At 37.1% G+C, this 19,014-nt stretch carries 20 protein-coding genes; all 20 read right to left on the reverse strand.

Going from position 1 to position 19,014, the window contains the following annotated elements; genetic code table 11:
• Positions 1–22: 22 nt before the first annotated feature.
• Positions 23–1,198, reverse strand: a complete 1,176-nt coding sequence (locus ACAN52_RS14135; protein WP_378955550.1) for a D-alanyl-D-alanine carboxypeptidase family protein — start codon at positions 1,196–1,198, stop codon at positions 23–25.
• A gap of 123 nt (positions 1,199–1,321) precedes the next feature.
• The gene (locus tag ACAN52_RS14140; protein WP_378955551.1) at positions 1,322–2,647 is read right to left on the reverse strand and encodes a pyrimidine-nucleoside phosphorylase; all 1,326 of its coding nucleotides are present in this window, start codon (positions 2,645–2,647) and stop codon (positions 1,322–1,324) included.
• Between the two features lie 357 nt (positions 2,648–3,004).
• Positions 3,005–3,892, reverse strand: coding sequence for a site-specific tyrosine recombinase XerD (gene xerD / locus ACAN52_RS14145; RefSeq protein ID WP_378955646.1), 888 nt, complete (start codon positions 3,890–3,892; stop codon positions 3,005–3,007).
• Positions 3,893–4,410: 518 nt separating this feature from the next.
• On the reverse strand, positions 4,411–5,055 hold the full coding sequence (spoIIM, locus tag ACAN52_RS14150; protein ID WP_378955552.1) for a stage II sporulation protein M: 645 nt from the start codon (positions 5,053–5,055) through the stop codon (positions 4,411–4,413).
• A gap of 90 nt (positions 5,056–5,145) precedes the next feature.
• On the reverse strand, positions 5,146–5,673 hold the full coding sequence (locus tag ACAN52_RS14155) for an NUDIX hydrolase (protein ID WP_378955553.1): 528 nt from the start codon (positions 5,671–5,673) through the stop codon (positions 5,146–5,148).
• A gap of 288 nt (positions 5,674–5,961) precedes the next feature.
• Complete coding sequence (spo0A, locus tag ACAN52_RS14160) at positions 5,962–6,732, reverse strand: sporulation transcription factor Spo0A (RefSeq protein ID WP_378955554.1); 771 nt, start codon at positions 6,730–6,732, stop codon at positions 5,962–5,964.
• A 138-nt stretch (positions 6,733–6,870) separates the two neighbouring features.
• Positions 6,871–8,229 carry a SpoIVB peptidase gene (gene spoIVB, locus ACAN52_RS14165; RefSeq protein WP_378955556.1) on the reverse strand — a complete coding sequence of 453 codons (1,359 nt, stop codon included), beginning with the start codon at positions 8,227–8,229 and terminating at the stop codon, positions 6,871–6,873.
• 157 nt (positions 8,230–8,386) lie between these two features.
• Positions 8,387–10,102 (reverse strand): DNA repair protein RecN, encoded by a 1,716-nt coding sequence (recN, locus tag ACAN52_RS14170; protein WP_378955557.1) that lies wholly within the window; start codon positions 10,100–10,102, stop codon positions 8,387–8,389.
• A 19-nt stretch (positions 10,103–10,121) separates the two neighbouring features.
• A complete protein-coding gene (argR, locus tag ACAN52_RS14175; protein ID WP_378955558.1) occupies positions 10,122–10,574 on the reverse strand; it encodes an arginine repressor in 453 nt (150 codons plus the stop codon).
• A gap of 26 nt (positions 10,575–10,600) precedes the next feature.
• Entirely contained in the window at positions 10,601–11,470 is an 870-nt protein-coding gene (locus ACAN52_RS14180; protein WP_378955559.1) for an NAD(+)/NADH kinase, read from the reverse strand.
• A 17-nt stretch (positions 11,471–11,487) separates the two neighbouring features.
• Complete coding sequence (locus tag ACAN52_RS14185) at positions 11,488–12,300, reverse strand: TlyA family RNA methyltransferase (RefSeq protein ID WP_378955560.1); 813 nt, start codon at positions 12,298–12,300, stop codon at positions 11,488–11,490.
• On the reverse strand, positions 12,297–14,183 hold the full coding sequence (dxs, locus tag ACAN52_RS14190) for a 1-deoxy-D-xylulose-5-phosphate synthase (protein ID WP_378955561.1): 1,887 nt from the start codon (positions 14,181–14,183) through the stop codon (positions 12,297–12,299). Before dxs ends, ACAN52_RS14185 begins: the two co-directional genes overlap by 4 nt.
• Positions 14,184–14,325: 142 nt before the next feature.
• Positions 14,326–14,781: a divergent PAP2 family protein gene (locus ACAN52_RS14195; RefSeq protein WP_378955562.1), complete on the reverse strand. Its 456-nt coding sequence runs from the start codon at positions 14,779–14,781 to the stop codon at positions 14,326–14,328.
• A gap of 10 nt (positions 14,782–14,791) precedes the next feature.
• Positions 14,792–15,670, reverse strand: a complete 879-nt coding sequence (locus tag ACAN52_RS14200) for a polyprenyl synthetase family protein (protein ID WP_378955563.1) — start codon at positions 15,668–15,670, stop codon at positions 14,792–14,794.
• Positions 15,664–15,930 (reverse strand): exodeoxyribonuclease VII small subunit, encoded by a 267-nt coding sequence (xseB, locus tag ACAN52_RS14205; RefSeq protein ID WP_378955564.1) that lies wholly within the window; start codon positions 15,928–15,930, stop codon positions 15,664–15,666. Before xseB ends, ACAN52_RS14200 begins: the two co-directional genes overlap by 7 nt.
• Entirely contained in the window at positions 15,905–17,131 is a 1,227-nt protein-coding gene (gene xseA, locus ACAN52_RS14210; RefSeq protein WP_378955565.1) for an exodeoxyribonuclease VII large subunit, read from the reverse strand. The genes xseB and xseA overlap by 26 nt, the downstream gene beginning before the upstream one ends.
• 93 nt (positions 17,132–17,224) lie before the next feature.
• Positions 17,225–17,635 (reverse strand): transcription antitermination factor NusB, encoded by a 411-nt coding sequence (gene nusB / locus ACAN52_RS14215; protein ID WP_378955566.1) that lies wholly within the window; start codon positions 17,633–17,635, stop codon positions 17,225–17,227.
• A gap of 47 nt (positions 17,636–17,682) precedes the next feature.
• Positions 17,683–17,910 carry a DUF2273 domain-containing protein gene (locus tag ACAN52_RS14220; RefSeq protein WP_378955567.1) on the reverse strand — a complete coding sequence of 76 codons (228 nt, stop codon included), beginning with the start codon at positions 17,908–17,910 and terminating at the stop codon, positions 17,683–17,685.
• A gap of 13 nt (positions 17,911–17,923) precedes the next feature.
• Positions 17,924–18,463, reverse strand: a complete 540-nt coding sequence (gene amaP / locus ACAN52_RS14225; RefSeq protein ID WP_378955568.1) for an alkaline shock response membrane anchor protein AmaP — start codon at positions 18,461–18,463, stop codon at positions 17,924–17,926.
• A 47-nt stretch (positions 18,464–18,510) separates the two neighbouring features.
• Positions 18,511–18,912: an Asp23/Gls24 family envelope stress response protein gene (locus tag ACAN52_RS14230; protein WP_378955570.1), complete on the reverse strand. Its 402-nt coding sequence runs from the start codon at positions 18,910–18,912 to the stop codon at positions 18,511–18,513.
• Between the last annotated feature and the right edge of the window lie 102 nt (positions 18,913–19,014).

The following is a 19,014-nucleotide window of genomic DNA, read 5'->3' on the forward strand; positions in this document are numbered from 1 at the left end:
GCTTTAAATTTTATGGAGATTTTTATTTTGATAGAGCAAATAAATTGCTAACCATATTTTGCAAGCTTCTTAATAAACTTGCTTTTTCTATATTCTTTTCTGCAAGTAAATCAACTTTACCAATTTCTTTACCATCACGCAGAATTAATAACTCACCATATTTTTCACCTTGTTGAATGGGTGCATTGATTTGGGGATCTACAACAATCTTTTTTTGTAAATTTTTACTTTGACCTTTACTCAATATTAAATTTAAATCTTGTGCAGCAACTAATTGGACTTCTTTTTCCATTCCTTTATTCACACTCACGCGTTCTACAACTTCACCAGCTAGAACAATTGATTGGGCATTGAAATTAGCAAATCCCCAGTCAAATAATTTTATGCTTTCTCTCAAATGAGATCGGGGTTCAGGAGTAGCAAAAACGACAGAAATTAGTCGTAAACCATCACGTTTGGCTGTACCTGCAAAACAATATTGAGCTTCTTGTGTCCAACCAGTTTTCAAACCATCGGCCCCTTTATACCACCACAATAACTTATTGGTATTTACTAACCAATTTTTACCACCACGCAACCAATATTCTTTAATTCCACACAATTCCATATAGAAAGGATGTTTAACAGCCTCCTTGGCAATGAGAGCTGTATCATATGCACTCATGTAATGTTCAGGAACTGGTAAGCCATTTACATTTGCAAAATGAGTATCTGCAAGCCCTAGACTCTGTGCGCGTTGATTCATCGCTTCGACGGCTGCTTGTTCACTACCATAAATATGTTCCATAACAGCGACTGCAGCATCATTGGCACTCACTACAGCCACTGCAATTAACATATCATGTAAATTCATTTGCTCACCAGGCTCCAACCAAATTTGTGAACCTCCTTGTCGCCAGGAATTTTCACTCACAGATACAGCATCCGTCAACTTAACTCTTCCTTGTTCTACAGCTTCTACTGCTAACAACAACGTCATTGATTTTGTAACACTTGCTGGCGGTAACCTTTTGTGTGAATTTTTTTCATAAAGTACAGTTCCATTTCCATCCATCAATATTGCAGATTGAGCTGTTGTTTCCAATTCGACTGAAACCTGTTTCTTTGCATCAGCTGCTGTAACATCATTGTAAGTGGTTGCCAAAATCAACAGACAAACCCAAAAAATCATTGTCTTCAACTTGCAAAATCGATACATAGCTACAACACTCCTTTCATTATTTTTTTTAGTTTCTCCTATATAAAAAACATTACACTGGAAATTATCAATAAAAAAAAGACTAGTTAAACTAGCCTTAAGAACTTTTTAGTAAGAATTGAATTACATGGCTTTAAAACCACTTTTATCAACAGTACCTAAAATTAATTTAGTTTTTGCGACATTCTCACTGCCAATTGTAATGGCATTCAAAATCAAAGTGGTCACTTGTGCAAGATGAGTTTTATCATTTACATAGATCATTGCTATCGGTTGATTTTTCTCAATAAAATCACCAATACGACATTGTAAGATTAAACCAACTGATAAATCAATTGTTTGAGTTTTGTATTCTCGCCCAGCACCTAATCGCATGGCAGCATAACCAATTTGACCAGCATCAATTTTTTGTACAAAACCTTGGGCTATGCTCATTACTGGGATTTTCAATTTACTTTGTGGCAGCAGATCTCGATGATTGATAATATCCCCAGTTCCACCTTGAGCAGTGATGAATTCTGCAAATTTATGTAATGCTACTTTATTATCAATTAAATTGCTTAACATCTCATAACCCGCAGTTACGTCAGGAGCAACTCCCGCCATATTAAGCATATTAGCTCCTAAAATCAAACATACGTGGCGTAAGGCCGGCTCACCACGACCATCTAATACATCAATTGCTTCCTCAACCTCTAGACTATTACCAACAGCTCTTCCTAAAGGTTCATCCATACTACTGAGTACCGCCCTAGTTTCCCGACCGACTAATTGACCAATATGTACCATGGTTTCTGCTAATTTTATGGCATCCTCCATTTTTTTCATGAAAGCTCCATGACCAACTTTTACATCCAATAAAATTTTATCTGCACCAGCAGCAATTTTTTTACTCATAATTGATGAGGCAATCAAAGGAATGCTTTCAACTGTAGCAGTAACATCACGTAATGCATACATTTTACCATCTGCTGGTGCAATGTCTGCACTCTGGCCAATCACTGAAAGATTATGTTTTTTTAGTATATGAATAAATTCAGGCTGAGATAGAGTGGTTTTAAATCCAGGAATTGATTCCAATTTATCAATGGTACCACCAGTAAAGCCAAGCCCCCGTCCAGACATTTTAGCGACTGGCACACCAGCAGCTGCTACCATTGGTGCTAAAATCAATGTCGTTGTATCAGCAACTCCTCCTGTACTATGCTTGTCCACTTTAATTCCTGGCACAGCACTTAGATCGACCATATTGCCTGATAAGGCCATAGCCATCGTCAATGCTGCCGTTTCTTCAATTGTCATGCTTCGCAAAAAAACAGCCATAAGCCAAGCTGTCATTTGATAATCTGGTATTTCATCATGAGTATAAGCATGAATCAAAAAATTAATTTCTAATTCACTTAAAGCAAAACCATCACGTTTTTTTGTGATAATATCTAATATTCTCATCTATCATCACCTCAAATTTTTCCCATTTTCAGCATCTAGTCATCAAAATCCCAATTTACCAAAATAAAACTTCCAATCACTTCTGGCGGAAAACCATCAGGGTTAAATGCAACTTTCTAACTATTAGATATCCATTTTTTCTTAGTGACTATCCTTGCAGCCTTCCCTTTTGATCATTCCGCCATTGTTAAAATGATCCATTTGATAATTGATTTTTTTATATTATCTTTTTTTTCAATCAACCCTAATCCCCTTTCTCGACTGTTATCCGAAATAGTCCTTTCTGGGAGTGGGCAATATTTACTATGATCTTTCTGTCTAAACGTCTTTGCATTAAAAATTCTGCGTATTGCAATATTATGCACGCGGATGTGCTTTATCATACACTGCTTTCAATCGATTGTTTGTCACTTGTGTGTAAATTTGCGTGGTGGAAATATCAGCATGCCCAAGCATTTCTTGTACAGAGCGCAAATCAGCACCATTTTCTAATAAATGCGTGGCAAATGAATGTCGTAAGGTATGAGGGGTAATCTCTTTATTTATATCTGCCTCGTGTGCATATTTTTTGATGATTTTCCAAAAACCTTGGCGCGTTAGCCTATTGCCATGATGGTTTACAAATAAAGCTGCTTCTTCATAAGTACGTATAAGTTTAGAGCGGCCTTTATTTAGATACTCCTGCACACATTTTACGGCAATTGATCCTAGGGGAACAATACGTTCCTTCGCACCTTTACCATAGCATTTTATGTATCCCATTTCTACATTCACATCAGAAATATTGAGAGAAATTAATTCAGAAACTCGAATGCCCGTTGCATATAAAAGTTCAAGCATTGCTTTGTCTCTTTGTCCAGTAGGCAATAAACCACTCGGTTGTTTTAAAAGTTCTTCAACCTCAGAAATACTCAGTACTTTAGGTAGCTTCTTTTCAAGCTTTGGCGACTCAAGGCTGGCAGCTGGATCACTTTCCAAATAACGTTCACGAACCAAATACTGATAAAAAGATTTAATGGCCGCAAGATTGCGTGAAATCGTCGAAACAGCTCGCCCTTTGAGTTGAAGGCTGCTTAAATAACTCATGATCATCCCTCGATTAGAATCTTTCAAAATCTCCATATTACCATTTTGCAAATAAATCTCAAACTGGTGTAAGTCACGCCCATATGACTCTAGAGTATTTTGCGCCAAACCGCGTTCAACTTCAAGATAGTTAATAAACTGATTAACATAACTTTCCATTTTCATCACCTTTTCCCCCGATTTACCAACCATAAAGTAACGGAAGCTTTTTTCTATTTAATTCCACATAATATTCAAAGTTCCTGTCTGTTATTATCAAAATGTATCTTTTTTTTGTAAACTTCTATTAACCCACATTGAGTAAAACAGAGATCACTCTCAGTGGTTTTTCTAACAAATGGTCTTCGCGCATTTTTTGTTCAGGATAATGTATATACCATAGCAAACTCAACAATTTGGGTAAAATATAAAAAACAATTGTCGCTAAAATAATTATTTTAAACGATAACTTAACTTTTTTAAGTATACCACTCCCTGAGAAAGCGACTACCATTTACCCACCCCACTTTCTAACTGACTTAACCTAATATCATATTATGTCGGTTATTTTTTTTTATGCCTATTACAGACTTTGCTTACTGTTTTGTGTCACTATTGAATGTGAAAAATAAGACTCACTATTTTTAGCAACAAAAAAAGCAGGCACTTACTACCTGCTCGGCCAACATTAAATTCTATTATTCTTGAATTAATAAGGTTGCTACTAATTTCATAAATACTGGAGAAATATAAACTTCAATCAAAGCTGCTACTAGCATAATAATTAGCATAACTAAGCAAAGTAGAGAATAGCATGCAGCTTCATACCATAAATTAATTTTATTATATGTTTTACGACGCACTAACATTAATGAAAATCGAGTTGCCGAGACACCCATTACTAAAACTGCTGGCACTGCAAAAAAATTATGTGGCAGAACCGACGCTAAGGCAAACAATAATCCTCTCATTATATACTCATTTACTAGAAAACCGACTGTAAAGCCAATAATAAACCCTCGTGTAAATAAAATAAATAATACAAAAGGGATACCGACAATTGTAAACCCTAATACCCACATTAAAAGAATGGTTTTAGCATTATTAACTATAGCTAAACTGATCACATTCCCACTATCAGCCACATTTTCTGTCCCTTGTGTCAACCCTGTAAAAAAGATATGTAAATAATGAATGAGTTCGGCTTTCTGTTCATCAGGCAATGCCTTAACTGCTAATGCGCCCACAACAACACCAATCACAAAAACAAGAATCATAAAAAAATATGCAACAATACTTCCCTTTAAGTACTTTCCTATATTTTGACGAAAATAACCCAGCATATAGCCGACCTCCCTGCCAATCCTGTTACAGTGTATGCAAAAACGGTCGGCTTTAAAACTATTTTTATTTAGAAAAAAGCTTCAATATCCTTATATCCCCGCTAACAATAAAGCAAGCATACTTTTTCCATCATTAATGATACCTTTCGCAATCATATCTTTGATTTCTTCTTTTGTATATACTTCCACATCCAAAAATTCATCCTCATCAGGACACTGCTTTGCCAAAGTCAGCTGATCAGCGAGATAAAGATGTATCACTTCATCAGTAAAACCTGGCGTGGTATAAATCGAACTTAATTTTCGAATACGCTGAGCTACATAACCTGTCTCTTCTTCTAACTCACGTAATACACAATCGTCAGGTAGTTCGCCTTTATCAAGTTTTCCTGCTGGAATTTCTAACATAATTTTACCAGTAGGATAGCGGTATTGCCGAACTAAAACAATTTTTCCATCATTTGTAATCGGCACAACAGCAATAGCTCCTGGATGCCGAATAAACTCTCGACTTGCTTCCTTGCCATTTGGTAATTGGATTTTATCACAATATACGGTCAGTAAGTTACCTTCAAAAACTTTTTCTGATGCTAATTTTTTTTCTATTAAATGATTCATTTTATTACCTCCAATTTAAGGACATATTTAAATTACTATATACATATATTTCCTCTAAAAAGGAGGTTATATATGCAATTCATTACGCCAAAAGGTTTTTATTTTTGCGGTACAAAAAAAGAACTGTACCATTTTCTCAAAAATCTTTCCAACCATTATACAACAGTGATTCAAGTATTAAATCCAAAAAAGCTCCATTAAGCTAGATTACTCTAGTTCTAAGGAGCTAATTATGTATCAAATTCAAATAGTTCAGAATACAAAATCACCAGTTTAATGCATTACTCTTTATGCACGCATTTCTAATCTTAATTTATCAGCAACCATTGCCATAAATTCAGAATTTGTCGGTTTTCCTTTTTCGAGTTTAATCGTATAGCCAAATAGTCGATTGATCATATCCAAATTGCCTCTACTCCAAGCAACTTCAATTGCATGTCGAATAGCTCTTTCTACACGGCTAGGTGTTGTAGAATATTTTTCAGCAATGCGGGGATACAAAACTTTAGTGACAGCACCTAGTAATTCCATTTCAGAAATGATCATCATAATTGCATCACGTAAATATTGATAACCTTTTATATGAGCTGGAATACCGATTTCACGTATAATATTAGTCACTTCAACATCAACAGGCTGAGCTTTAATCGCTTGTGCAACTAACGGACGTTGCATTGTAATTGTGGTAGCTAATTGTCGAATGCGGCTTGCCAAAACATCCATATTAAATGGCTTTAATATATAATAGTCAGCACCTAATTCAACTACGCGTTGCGTAATACTTTCCTGACCAAATGCTGTTAGCATAATAATCTTTGGACGTTTACCGCGCAAACTTTGCAAGCTTTCTAAAACACCAATCCCATCAAGATGGGGCATAATAATATCCAAAATAACTACATCTGGAGTTTTTTCTTCAATAATAGTTAATATCTGCTCCCCATTGTAAGCTACACCAACTAACTCAAAATCATTTTGTTGACTAAGATACTCCTGGATAATACCGACAAATTCCCGATTGTCATCCGCAATGGCAACTTTAATTGTTTCTCTAATCACGTAAAATCCTCTCCCTGCAGTTTTATACAAAAGTTATACATAAAGATTATATATATTACTCATTCGACAAACCTATTGAATTACCTCTTTATTTTGGAAATAAAAACCATATTTTGTTTATTTTTTCTTTAAACTTAATTATGCACCTTTTATAAAAGTGAAACGATTGGATAAATTAAACATTTTTTTGACTATTTTATTTTCATTCTTAGGAATAACTCCAATTTCCATAAGCATCCAATCGATAAAACATCCATATCCTCTTGTCGGATCATGAACAAATACATGTGTAACAGCACCGACTAACTTACCATTTTGAATAATTGGACTTCCACTCATTCCTTGTACAATGCCACCCGTTTTTTCTAATAAAATTGGATCAGTGACTTTGATCACAATTCCTTTTCCCTCTGGAGATTCTTGTAAATTAACCTTTTGAATTTCAATGCTAAATCGTTCAATCGTTTGTCCATTGACGACTGTGAGTATTTCAGCAGATCCAGTTTGAATTTGATTCATAGAAGCCACAGGTATGGGCTCAGAATATAAATCATTAGGAATCTCTGTAGTTAACTTCCCATAAATGCCAAATTTAGTATTTTTCTCTATATTTCCCAACAATTGATCACCTTCAATAAACACACCAATTTTTTCACCAGGCTGTCCTCGCATACCATGTTGTATTCCTGATACTTTAGCTCCTACAATTTTTCCTTGTTCACAATCAATTGGCTGATTCGTATCACTATCAGTAATAATATGTCCTAAAGCGCCATAGGCATGTGATTCTGGATCATGAAAGGTTAATGTCCCTACACCAGCAGCACTATCGCGAACAAATAATCCAATCCGATAACGTTTCGTTTCGCTGCACAATACTGGCTTTAGTTTAATATTCATTTCTTCTTCCCCACGTTTGAGAACGATATCCAATATTTCATCATCTCTTCCACTATTATCAATAACTTCCGCTACTTGGCTATCATTTTGTACCTGAACACCATTAATACTTAGAATCACGTCACCAACATGAATCCCTGCATCTTTAGCTGGATTTACCTGCTGTTCATTCTCAATCGTAATCGGTGAATTACCAACAACAATCACACCACGAGAATGGAGTACTACACCAATTGAATTACCGCCAGGAAGTAATTTTATAGCAGGTAATACATCAACTTGCACTGTTCGTATCGGTATAAAGTTTAATAATTTGAATTCCATTGTAGCGTTTCCAAGCTTCACTGTTTCCAAAAATACTGGACGTGATAATCCACTCATTGTGATTGGCGATTGAGTTCGTATGCTCTGCTCAAGATCTGACTTAATGGTTAGAGTTAAGGGAAAATTCACATCAAATGAAGCAATTTCTCCTTCTATAATACGCATATGAGGAGGGAGGCCATAAATCGTACGAAATTGTGGTGAAAAACAGAATGTGATAATTAATGCAGCAATACACACTCCGAGTATGGAACGATACTTCATTTTTACCATGCTGTTACCATCACCCCTTAACATATTATGTCCTTAAAAAAGAAGCCTTCACTATTTAATTCTCTAATTTAAAGATTCCCGATTATTCAAGTGAATATTCTGCGTGTTTAAGGTATATTAATTGGTAATCGCAACTTTAAAAAAATAAGACGCAGGCTTAAGCCTGCGTCTTATTTTTCCATTTTTCTTTTTTTGCATGTGCTGCTTCAAACATCTGCGTTGCATTATCTACTGCAATTTGAGTAATATCATTGCCAGAAATCATTCGCGTCAATTCAATTAATTGTTCTTTTTTTGATAAAACATTCAATACAGTATTTGTACGCGCACTATCAACCTGCTTGCGGATGTAAATATGCCGATCAGCCATACAAGCAATTTGCGGTAAATGAGTAATACATAATACTTGCCGAGTAGAAGCGACTCTAGCCACTTTCTCTGCAACCATATGCCCAGCTTGACCACCAATACCAGCATCAATTTCATCAAACACCATAATACCAACAGCATCCCGAGCAGCACAAACGGTTTTTATGGCTAAGGCAATTCGTGAAAGCTCACCACCTGAAGCTATTTTATGCAATAATTTAGCTTCTTCGCCAGGATTTGCAGAAAATAAAAAAAGAACTTCATTGCGACCATTAGGAGTAAACTGGGCTATTTTTTGTACTTCAATCATAAATATGGCATTAGGCATCCCCAAATCAGCCAGGTGCCCACAAACTTGCTTGGCCAGTTCCTGAGAAGCTTTCCGTCGCAAAAAGTCAAGTTCATTAGCAATTTCGGTTAACTCTTCTTCTAACTTACTTTGCTTTTTACTTAACTTAGCAAAATTTTGATCATAATTATTGATATCGGCTAGTTCAAGGACAGCCTGATCATAGTATTCTAATATATCATCAATTGTCGCACCATATTTCTTCTTCAGCTTATAAATAATATCCATACGCTCTTGCAATATAGCTAGTTGCTTGGGATCAAACTCAATGTCATCACCATATATACGTAAATCCATACAACTTTCTTCCAATTGGTATAAAGCATCATTAACGCCTATTAATTGCTTTTCTAGCCGCTGATCATAACGAGCAGCAATTTCCAGTTCACGCTTTACATCAGCTAACGCTGGTAAAACACCACTGAGCCCACCACTACCTTGATCTAATAAAATATAAGCCTTATTAACGGCATTAGCAATCTTTTCAGAATTAGCCAATACTAATATTTGCTGTTCTAATTCTTCTTCTTCATTACGTCGTAATGCCACCCCAGAAATTTCCTTAGTTTGCCATGTAAGCATATCAATTCGTTGTGCCCGTTCACGGGAACTACGCTCAAGTTCAGATAGTTCTTTTGTTAAATCTATCCAATTGTTATAAATTTTGCGATACTGATCTAAGGTTACTCGCGTTTTACTATCTAACGCATCAAGTATGGTCAAATAAGCTTCAGGACGAAGCAACGCTTGGTTCTCATGCTGACCATGCATGTCAACAAGTTTCTCACCAAATTGCCTTAGAGTACTCACGGTAATATGACAACCATTCATTAAAATGGTGTTTTTACCTTGGCGCGAAAAACGTCGACTAATAATAACCATTGCGTCATGATCAATCATAATTCCTTGATCTTCAATTATTTTTTGAACAGGAAGCAACTGAGAAATATCAAAGACTGCCTCAACACGAAAAAAGTCACAACCAGTACGAATTGAATCAACAGAAGCCCGGTTACCTAAAATAACACTGAGTGCATCAATTAAGATTGACTTACCAGCCCCTGTTTCTCCAGTTAGTATGTTTAGGCCTTCATCAAATTCCACCATAGCCTGTTCAATTAATGCAAAATTAGTAACAGTCAATGACTTTAACACATTCCTACACTCCTAACCTCTAATGTGACAATGCCAATAATTTTACCAAAACTTTAGACACTGCATCAATGGGTTTTACTACAACCAATATATTATCATCACCAGCTACAGTACCGATAATATCTGGCCATTTCGTATTATCAATTGCCGCTGCGACAGCTTGGGCTGTACCTGGTAATGTTTTGATTACAATAATATTACCACTATAATCCATGCCAACAACGGAATCTTGAAAAATCCTTTCCATACGTGGTTGTAAAAAAGCGATATTGTTCTCTACTGGAAAAGCATAGCGATAACGCCCTTCATCAGCTGGCACTTTGATGAGCATTAATTCTTTTATATCCCGAGACACAGTGGCCTGTGTCACTTTAATTTCTCTTTGACTTAATGCTTCCGCTAAATCCTCTTGAGTTTCAATTACATTATTCTCAACAATTTCTCTTATTGTAGCGTGGCGTAATGCCTTCACGCAATTCACTCCTCGCTTTTACTGCATTAAAAATTCGTATCAACTTCGCCTCGCCATAATTTGCTACGCAAGGTTTCATAGTAACTTCTACCATTACATTTAATAAATTGAGCTCGAAATGGTGCACTTTTCACTAAAACAATATCATCAGGTAACAAATGATAAACAGCCTGACCATCAATTGTAAGCACAGCATCATCCTGATTGGATACCATACGTACTTTTATTTCTTCTTTTTCTGATACAACTAAAGATTTAGCATGTAACGTATGAGGACAAATAGGCGTTAACACAAATACTTCCAATTTAGGATTAATAATGGGTCCACCAGCCGATAAGGAATATCCAGTCGAACCCGTAGCGGTAGCAAGAATCAAACCATCAGCGGCATAGTTAGCGGTTAGTTCATCATCAACATAGAGTTTTAACTTAATCATACGGGAAACGCCACTTTTACTAATCACTACGTCATTGAGAGCCGTTGAGACATGAATTGTGGTATCCTTACGCAGAATCATCGCATCAAGCATGACTCGTTCTTCTATCTCATACTCTCCGCAAATCAGTTTATCTAGAGCTGGCGATAAGTCAGGTAACTCCACCTCAGTAAGAAAACCCAATTGCCCCATATTAATGCCACAGATAGGGATACCAGCAGCAGCAATTTCTCTTGCCGTATTGAGTAAAGTCCCATCGCCGCCTAATGTAATACCCATTGTAATTTCCTTAAGCATCATCTCTTTACTACAGGCCAAGTCTGGATAACCCATTTTTTGTGCAGCATTTTCAGTTAACAATACCCTCACACCACGGTCTTTAAAGTATTGCACCATCCATCCTAATACACTGCTTACACTTTCTTTCTTTATATTAGGGAATAAGCCTATTGTTAACACATGCAATCCTCCATTACCTATACTGCATTATGATGTGCATCTTTGACAATTTGCTCAATAATGTCAGTATCAACAACCGAATCAGTCTCGTAATTAGCTAAATAAATCAAGTACTCAATATTACCTTCTGGCCCCTTTACAGGTGAATAAGTAAGACCGATTGGTACAAAACCAAGTTCACAGCTGACATCAACGATATTTTGAATCACTTCAATATGCACCAGTGGATCTTTTACTACACCTTTTTTACCAACTTTCCCTCGCCCAGCTTCAAACTGAGGCTTGATTAAGGCAACAACGGTTCCCATAGGAGCAAGTAAAGTTTTAACAACAGGTAATACCTTGGTCAAAGAAATAAATGCCACATCGATAGAAGCAAAATCCAAAGGCTGACCTAGATCTGCGAGAGTCACATTTCGAATATTAGTGCGTTCCATATTTACAACACGTTCATCGGTCCGGAGTGACCAAGCTAATTGGCCATAACCAACATCAATGGCATAGACACGCACAGCACCATTTTTTAAGGCACAATCGGTAAAACCACCTGTCGAAGCACCAATATCCGCCATAACCTTCCCTGTCATGTCAATTGTAAAATCTTGCAAAGCCTTGGCTAACTTCAAACCGCCACGGCTAACATAACCAATATTGTCACCAGTAACAACAATATTTCCTGTTATAGCAACCATTGTACCTGCTTTATCGACTCTTTGCCCATCAACAAAGACTAAACCTGCCATAATTGAAGATTTAGCACGTTCACGGCTAGAAACTAAACCTTTTTCTACTAATAAAACATCTAATCGTTCTTTTTTCACTTTATTCATCGTGCTCCAAATTTTTTCACAAAGGAACTAACACTTTCAGCAATTCCTTCTGCAGTTAGTCCATATTTTTCTAATAATTGTTCCCGACTTCCATGCTCAATAAATTTATCAGGGAAACCGAGTCTAAGCATTTTGACCCAATGTAACTGTTGGTCATTTATATATTCGAGAACAGCTGATCCAAATCCACCAGCTAAAATATTATCTTCAACAGTCACAATCATCCCTACATCGCGAGATAAGCGCTTTATCATCTGTTCATCTAAGGGTTTGATAAAGCGAGCATTAACGACTCCTGATTGTATTCCTTGGGCTGCGAGTATTTCACTTGCCTTTTGGCAAGACTCAACCATCACTCCAACCGCCAAAAATACAATATCACTGCCATTTTTTAATTGCTCAGCATCACCAATTGCCAATTTTTGCACTGGTTGATCAATGGATACTCCAAGGCCGCTACCACGAGGATAACGAATAGCAACGGGACAATTCAAATTCACTGCAGTATATAACATGTGCCGCAGTTCATTCTCATCTTTAGGTGCCATCATCACTAGATTAGGAATATGCCGCAAATAACTATAATCAAAAACACCATGATGAGTAGGACCGTCTTCACCAACAATTCCTGCTCGATCTAAAGCAAAAACGACTGGTAGTTTTTGCAAACAAACATCGTGCAATATTTGATCATACGCTCGCTGACCAAAAGTTGAATAGAGAGCGACGACTGGCTTCATTCCCTGTATTGCCATACCGGCAGCTACAGTTACCGCATTTTGTTCAGCAATACCAACATCAAAGAAACGTTTTGGGAACTCCGTTGCAAATTTTTTGAGTCCAGTTCCCTCAGGCATCGCAGCTGTAATGGCAACAATACTAGAATCTTGTTTAGCCAATTCAACTAATGTATTACCAAAAATACCCGTATAGGTTGGCTTATCGCCATTTTTAATGACCTCACCAGACTCAATACAATAAGGCCCTACACCATGGAACTTACCTGGGTTACATTCCGCAGGCTGATAGCCTTTCCCTTTACAGGTAAGAACATGAATTAAGATGGGTCCTTGCATATCTTTAGCTTTTTCAAGGACCTCTGTTAAAATTTCTAAATTGTGACCATCAATCGGCCCAATATAATTAAAACCTAACTCTTCAAATAACATACCAGGCACAAATAGATAGCGCAAACTATCTTTCAAGCGTTCGACAGTCCGAGCAACATGATCACCAATCGCAGGAATACGGCGTAAAAGAAAATCAATGTCTTTTTTTACTTTTTTATATTTTGGTTCTGTTCGCATCTTGGACAAGTATTCAGACATTGCACCAACATTTTTGGCAATTGACATTTCATTATCATTCAGGATCACAATCATGTTGGTTCCTGTGTGCCCAGCATGATTTAATGCTTCATAAGCCTGTCCACCCGTAAGTGATCCATCACCAATCACAGCAAGTACATTATGCTTTTCACCAACGATATCTCGTGCTAATGCCATGCCCAGTGCTGCAGAAATAGAAGTACTGGAATGTCCTGTACCAAAGGAGTCATGCTCACTTTCGCATGGTTTAGGAAATCCACTGATACCGCCAAACTGGCGAAGAGTATGAAAATCACGCCGCCGGCCTGTTAGTATTTTATGGACATAGGCTTGATGACCAACATCCCATACAATTTTATCGACTGGACTCTTAAATATCTTATGTATGGCAAGAGTGATTTCGACAACGCCTAAATTTGGTGCCAAGTGACCGCCTGTTTTTGATACCGAACATATTAAAAGCTGGCGAATTTCTTCTGCCAGCAGTTTCATCTGGTCTATTGAAAGTTTTTTTAACTCTTGAGGTTTATTAATGGTCTCAAGTATCTTATTCAAATATAATGACCTTCTTTCGGTGTAACCCATCATTCATAAAACTATTATATCATATCGGAGTCTGTTTAAAAATATCCAACTGCATACCCCCGCACTCATCTGAATATTTTTAAACAGTGTTTATATAATAAAACTTAACTTCTCATAAAAAACTTTTAAATCCATAAGCAATTGCAATTCCCCAAATAGCCCCTGCAAATACTTCAATTGGCGAATGTCCCAATAATTCTTTAAGTGTAATATCATGTACAGTATGCTCGACTCGCAGTTGACGCACTAACTTATTAATTACCTTGGCTTGTTTACCAGCTGCCCGACGTACACCAGCAGCATCATACATGACAATCCCTGCCAATACAATCGTTACGGCAAACAAGGATGAACCAAAACCGTCATGCAACCCTACAGCCCATGCTAAACTAACAACAAGAGCAGTATGAGAGCTAGGCATTCCCCCTGCTCCCACTAATCGTTCAAAATTCAAAGTGCCATGCTTTAGGTAGGACGTGAACGTCTTAAGAATTTGCGCACCTAACCAAGCCGTAAAAGCCGTTGCTAATATACAATTTTGCCCCAGCAAAGCAACTAAATCTGCCATAATAAACACCTCAATTATCTCGGTTTACTAAAGACCTCACCATTTCCCTGAGTACATCAGCTTCTGTACCAAATTTACTTAATGCTTGCAATGCCTTCATGACAGTCTGTTCTGCCATATTCCTAGCTTCATCAAGAGAATATAATGTCACATAGGTTGCTTTATGGTTGCGACTGTCACTTCCCACAGGCTTGCCTATTTTCTCCTGCGAACCAGTCACATCCAAAATATCATCCGTAATCTGAAAAGCTAAACCAAATTGTTGTGCGTATTCCGTCAATGCCGCAACTTGCCACTCTTGGGCGTTTGCTAATTGCGCTCCCGCCCGCAGGGCAGCTTGAAATAAAGCTCCTGTTTTTCCTTGATGCATAAGTTCAACCGTTTTAAGATCAATTGTTTTCCCTTCAGAGGATAAATCAATCACCTGTCCGCCAATCATTCCCTTTGCACCAGCTGCAATACTAATCTCTTTGATGACTTTAAGCAAAATTTCTGCCTCAATATCAGGCTGTGACAACATGGTTGTAAAAGCATCTGTAAGCAGTGCATCACCAGCGAGTACCGCCATTCCATCACCAAAAACCTTATGACTGGTCAGTTTGCCACGACGATAATCATCATTATCCATCGCCGGCAAATCATCATGGATCAAAGAATAGGTGTGAATCATTTCTAGACCACAAGCCACATTCAGATATTGAATACCGTCTCCACCTACAGCATCTGCAGCAGCCATCAGCATGATAGGACGCAATCTTTTTCCCCCTGCAAATAAACTATAACGCATGGCTTCAAAAATAATAGGTGGAAATACATTGTGATCTGGAATAAACCTTGCCAATGCTTCATCGATAATTAAGCATTTCTCCTGGCAATATTGTTTCAGCATGACTCATCCTCCTGTAATTGCAATGGTTTTTCTATTATTTTACCCTTTTCTTCAACTAAAATTTTATCAATTTGCCCTTCAGCAACATTTAATTTTTCTAAACATGCTTTTGATAAACGCACACCCTCAGCAAAATGTTCTAAGGACTCATCTAAGGACAACTCGCCTCTTTCTAGCTGTTTAACAATCATCTCTAATGTATCTAACCCTTGCTCAAAGCAAAATCCATCTACACTATCTTTTTTCTTGGCGCGCGCCATAATATCCCTCCTGTACATTGATAACTTCCACATTAATTATCCCTTGATTAAGGACAATTTCTAATTGTGCGCCCGGTTCCACAGTTGTTCCATCCTTAACTAACTGTCCTTTTCCATCACGTACAATACTATAACCTCGTCTGAGTACTGCCAGCGGATTGAGCATTTCCAATTTTTCTGTTGTAATCTCAAATTGATGTTGTTTTGCCGTTACAATTTGCTGAATCGATTTATGTAAGCGCTCTACGTAGTTGTCGAGTATCTGTTGTCGATTCCCTAATATCTCATGGGGATATTGGAAAATACGCCGATTCGTCGTTTGCTCTACTCGCATTCGACTATTTTTTAATAAACTACGAATATGATTTTCTAGATTATTTTTCAAATTCTCTACATATTTTCTTAGTTCATAAACGTCAGGTACGACCAATTCTGCAGCCTGAGATGGGGTCGCTGCTCTGCGGTCTGCAACAAAATCCGCTAAGGTATAATCTGTTTGGTGTCCAACGGCAGAAACAATTGGAATCTTTGAGGCCGCAATCGCCCTGACAACTCTTTCATCATTAAATGCCCATAAATCCTCTAAAGAGCCACCACCACGTCCCACAATCATGACATCCACATTACTTAATTGATTAAAGACCTCAATCCCATGAACAATTTGCATAGGTGCCTCAGAACCTTGTACTAATACTGGATATAATTTCAGGACCACTCCAGGATGACGTCGTTTGGACACCGTGATAATATCACGCAGCACTGCCCCCGTCCCTGAAGTGACAATTCCAATTGCTTGAGGTAACAACGGCAATTCTTTTTTGTGAACATCAGCAAATAGTCCTTCAGCTTCTAATTTTTCTTTTAACTGAGCAAAAGCGAGACTTAATTCACCAATCCCCTCTGGCATCAATCGCTCAACATATAATTGGTACTGTCCATCGCGTTCAAATACTGCAATTTGTCCACCAGCAATGACCTTCATACCATCTTTGGGTTCAAATTTCAGGCCCTGAGCACGACTTTTAAACATGACAGCCCTCATCGTGGCTTGGCTATCTTTCAACGTAAAATAGCAATGTCCTGAAAAATGTCGTTTAAAATTGGATATTTCACCTTGTACAAACACATTATTCACTTTTGAATCGCGGTCAAACAGTTGCTTAATATATTTTGTGATTTCACTTACGCTAACTATTTTCATAAATCACCTTCACCTGGTAAAATACTCTAATTTTATATTTTTGTAAAAAAAACCAGACAAAAGTCTGGATAGTATCTTTTATATATAAAAGAATTATTTTATATTTTTCTTAACTAATGCACCCAATATTCCATTCACAAAGCGACTTGATTCTTCAGTGCCAAAAATTTTCGCGAGTTCAACGGCCTCATTAATGACTACATTAGGTGATAATTTTTCAGTACCATAATTCATTTCATAAATAGCAATTCTAGCAATGTTTCGATCGATACCTGCCATTCGATCAATCTTCCACTCATCAGAAATTTCCATAATAATAGCATCAATTTCTGCTATTTTTTCTTGAGTCCCCGCTACCAGATACTCCGTATATTCTCGAGTATTTTTACTCAAATTATCATTTTCACTTAATACTGCTTCTAATGCCTCACTTTTATCCGCAGTATTATAATCTAATTGGAATAAAGTTTGCAAGGCCATTTCTCGTGATTTTCTACGACTCATAATTTTCCTCTTTTCTAAAATTACTATATTTTATACATTGAACTTGATTAACGATAATATCCAGGCGGCAATAATTTTCCTAATATATCCATAAGATCTTCTTTTTCATCAATTTTCTTACCAACAATATAACCAGATATCATACAAAACATGACAAACATTGTATGGAAAAAACCAAAGACAAGAATGAATATGCCAATCAGCATTCCGAGAAAGATACCTGTGATTTTTCCGCTATGGTGTTCCCATATCTCTCGCAGCAATTCATAATTCACATGACCACCCCTTTTATTCAACACGTTGTTTGGCTTTAAAGTCATTTGAAATATTCTCTACCAAAACCTCTACATCAACTAACTCAACCCCAACCGTATTTTTAATATACTCATGGATTCGTTTTTGTAGCTCTGCAGAAACACTTGGGACATGAACTTCTGGACTGACAACGGCTTTAAGAGATACTTTTAACCCTTGATTAGCAAGATTGACGCGGACTTTCACGCCTCTGACTCCACGTGTATGCCTAGCCGTTTTTTCAACTAAATTTTTTATGGCATCAAGTGAAATATGTACATCTCCCATTTCATTATGGTGAACTATTGTATCTTTTATCCGGCGCGAGCGCATCCCTGCTAATAATAACCGAATACTAATCAATAAAAACACTGCTCCTACCAAACCAGCTTCCCAATGTCCGCTGATATGTGAAATACCTGTCCAAACTAAATCAAAAGAGATAAGGCGTAGTGAAAGCAAAATTACGCCTAATGATAAAAAGGCCAATAATAATGTGTAAATTGATAAGATGATGCGATCAATAATTCCCATATCTAACTCCTTTCTAGAATACGATTACAAGTTAAACATCATCACTGTTAGCGCACACGAAGATCTTCTTCTTTACTATCTTGATTAAACCCAACGCCTTGCACATGAACATTGACTTCAACAACATCAAGCCCTGTCATAGACTCAATACCCCGTTTTACGTTTTCTTGAACTCGAAGGGCAATATCCGGGATACGTACACCATATTCAACAATGATATATAAGTCAACCGCTGCTTCACGTTCACCAACTTCTACTTTAACACCTTTTGCCAAATTCTTTTTACCAAGCATTTCAGCAATACCGCCGACTAATCCTGCACTCATCCCTGCTACACCTGAAACTTCAGTAGCTGCCATGCCAGCAATAATTCCTACAACTTCATCTGCAATTCGAATTGAGCCTACATCATTATTTTCCATTTTTTCATTACGCTCTCGTTTTTCCACTCACAGGCCTCCCTTCAAAATCATTCTTATAAAAGATATATTTATGCCGTTTCTATTATATTACTACTCATTATAACAAAGCTTTTCCATATTTACAAATAA

The organism is Pelosinus sp. sgz500959 (genome assembly GCF_042610375.1).
Classification (GTDB): Bacteria; Bacillota; Negativicutes; order DSM-13327; family DSM-13327; genus CTSoil-075.

Bases quoted from the DNA above. Each gene is read 5' to 3' on its own strand.
- ACAN52_RS14155 (WP_378955553.1), bottom strand. From the start codon at position 5,673: ATGAATCATTTAATAGAAAAAAAATTAGCATCAGAAAAAGTTTTTGAA.
- xerD (WP_378955646.1), bottom strand. From the start codon at position 3,892: ATGGAAAGTTATGTTAATCAGTTTATTAACTATCTTGAAGTTGAACGC.
- ACAN52_RS14140 (WP_378955551.1), bottom strand. From the start codon at position 2,647: ATGAGAATATTAGATATTATCACAAAAAAACGTGATGGTTTTGCTTTA.
- xseB (WP_378955564.1), bottom strand. From the start codon at position 15,930: ATGGCGCGCGCCAAGAAAAAAGATAGTGTAGATGGATTTTGCTTTGAG.
- nusB (WP_378955566.1), bottom strand. From the start codon at position 17,635: ATGAGTCGTAGAAAATCACGAGAAATGGCCTTGCAAACTTTATTCCAA.
- spoIVB (WP_378955556.1), bottom strand. From the start codon at position 8,229: ATGGTAAAAATGAAGTATCGTTCCATACTCGGAGTGTGTATTGCTGCA.
- spoIIM (WP_378955552.1), bottom strand. From the start codon at position 5,055: ATGCTGGGTTATTTTCGTCAAAATATAGGAAAGTACTTAAAGGGAAGT.
- ACAN52_RS14135 (WP_378955550.1), bottom strand. From the start codon at position 1,198: ATGTATCGATTTTGCAAGTTGAAGACAATGATTTTTTGGGTTTGTCTG.
- ACAN52_RS14195 (WP_378955562.1), bottom strand. From the start codon at position 14,781: ATGGCAGATTTAGTTGCTTTGCTGGGGCAAAATTGTATATTAGCAACG.
- amaP (WP_378955568.1), bottom strand. From the start codon at position 18,463: ATGGGAATTATTGATCGCATCATCTTATCAATTTACACATTATTATTG.
- ACAN52_RS14200 (WP_378955563.1), bottom strand. From the start codon at position 15,670: ATGCTGAAACAATATTGCCAGGAGAAATGCTTAATTATCGATGAAGCA.
- xseA (WP_378955565.1), bottom strand. From the start codon at position 17,131: ATGAAAATAGTTAGCGTAAGTGAAATCACAAAATATATTAAGCAACTG.
- ACAN52_RS14185 (WP_378955560.1), bottom strand. From the start codon at position 12,300: ATGAATAAAGTGAAAAAAGAACGATTAGATGTTTTATTAGTAGAAAAA.